This window comes from Phenylobacterium sp. (assembly GCF_030693805.1).
In the GTDB taxonomy this organism is placed as follows: Bacteria; Pseudomonadota; Alphaproteobacteria; order Caulobacterales; family Caulobacteraceae; genus Phenylobacterium.
Genome location: NZ_JAUXZW010000392.1, coordinates 1 through 1,994 on the forward strand (window position 1 = coordinate 1; position 1,994 = coordinate 1,994).

General features: G+C 63.9%; 2 protein-coding genes. Both read left to right on the top strand.

Going from position 1 to position 1,994, the window contains the following annotated elements:
* The coding region (locus tag Q8M88_RS15790) for a TRAP transporter large permease subunit (protein ID WP_305598112.1) at positions 1–842 on the top strand (842 nt) is incomplete at its 5' end.
* A gap of 43 nt (positions 843–885) precedes the next feature.
* A partial coding sequence (locus Q8M88_RS15795; RefSeq protein ID WP_305598113.1) for a gamma-glutamyltransferase family protein occupies positions 886–1,994 on the top strand: 1,109 nt, incomplete at its 3' end.

Sequence of the window (1,994 nt, forward strand, 5' to 3'; positions counted from 1 at the left end):
TGATCCTGCTGTCGGACATCCTGCAACTGTCGGTGGGAACCATGTTTGCTGCGGCCGTCATCCCGGGCATGTTGCTGGCGGCGATTTACTGCGTCTACATCGTCATCATCGGCATGGTGAAGCCGGAATGGGTGCCGCCGATCCCGGTGGCGGAGCGTGATGCCGTGTCGCGGCGGCAGTTGTGGGTGCGTTTTTTCAAGGTCGTGGTGCCGCCGGTGCTGCTGGTGATGGCCGTGCTGGGCTCGATCATCGGCGGTGTCGCTGCACCCACCGAGGCGGCATCGATGGGCGCGCTGGGGGCGATTCTGGTCACCGCGTTCGCAGGACGGTTTTCGTTCCAGGTGCTGCGTGAAACCTGCCAGACGACGACCAAGATTACGGCGATGATGATGTTCATCCTGATCTGCGCCCAGGTGTTTGCGCTGGCCTTCCGCGGCTTGCATGGCGAAGACCTGATCAACGACCTGTTCGAATTCCTGCCGGGCGGGGTCAATGCCGACATCTGGTTCCTGATCCTGCTGATTTTTTTCCTTGGATTTTTCATCGAGTGGATCGAGATCAGTTACATCGCCGTCCCGCTGTTCCTGCCGATATTCGCGCAGCAGGGCGTGGACCTGGTGTGGCTGGGCATGCTGATTTGCGTAACCATGCAAACCTCGTTCCTGACGCCGCCTTTCGGCTGGGCGCTGTTTTTCCTGCGCGGTGTGGCGCCGCCGGAGGTCACCACCCGCCACATGTACTTGGGCGTCATTCCGTTCGTGGCCATGCAGATGCTGGCAGTGCTGCTGGTGTTCCTGTTTCCGCAACTCGCCTTGTGGCTGCCCAAGGCCATCGGTTGGTAGCCCTAAGGCAGTGCGTAAAGCGGCGCGACGGTAGAATCCGGGCATGATCAACTCGATACGTGGCACACGCGGCATGGCGGTAGCACCCCACGCAGCGGCCTCACAGTCCGCGCTCGCCGTGTTGCGCGAGGGTGGCAATGCGATCGAGGCGATGATCGCCGCCGCGGCGACGATCGCCGTGGTGTATCCGCACATGAATTCCATTGGCGGCGACAGTTTCTGGCTGCTGCATGTGCCGGGCGAGGCGCCGGGCGCGATTGATGCCTGCGGTGCCGCAGCGCAGAGCGCCACACGCAACTGGTATGCCGATCGCGGTCTGACGCAGGCCATACCGCCGCGCGGCGGCATCGCCGCCAATACCGTCGCCGGCACGATCTCCGGCTGGGGTGCTGCTTACGAGCTGTCGCGCAAGGCGCTGGGCGGGCGTATGCCGCTGACACGGTTGCTCGCGGACGCCATCACCTATGCCCGCGAAGGTACGCCGGTGACCACCAGCCAGTCCGTGCTGACCGCGGCGAAGCTGGGTGAACTGCATGCACAGCCGGGGTTTGCCGAAACCTTTCTCGACGCCGGTGGTGTTCCGCCCGCCGGCAGCCGGTTTTTCCAGACCCGGCTGGCCGACACGCTGGAGCGTATAGCCATGGCAGGCACCAGCGACTTTTATCGCGGTGAACTGGCGCAGTCGCTGGCATCAGACCTGGCGCGTGTCGGCAGTCCGCTGGTGGCGCGCGATCTTGCGGCACACCGGGCGCAACTGGTCGATCCGCTGCAGTTGATGCACAGCGCCGGCACGCTGCACAACATGACCCCGCCGACGCAGGGTGTGGTGTCGCTGCTGATCCTCGGCATTCTCGATGCCCTTAACATCCGTGATGTGCCGCAGGGCAGTGCGGATTATGTGCATCTCTGTGTGGAGGCAACCAAGCAGGCCTTCCTCGTGCGCGATGCGCAGGTGACCGACCCGCGGTACATGAAGTCGCCGGCGCAAAACCTGCTGGCGCCGGATCATGTGCGGGCTCTGGCGCAAGGCATCGACCGTCGTCGCGCAGCGCCCTGGGGTGGACGCACGCAAGCTGGTGATACCGTATGGATGGGCGCCATCGACGGCGCCGGCCGTGCTGTGTCGTTCATCCAGAGCATTTATCACGAGTT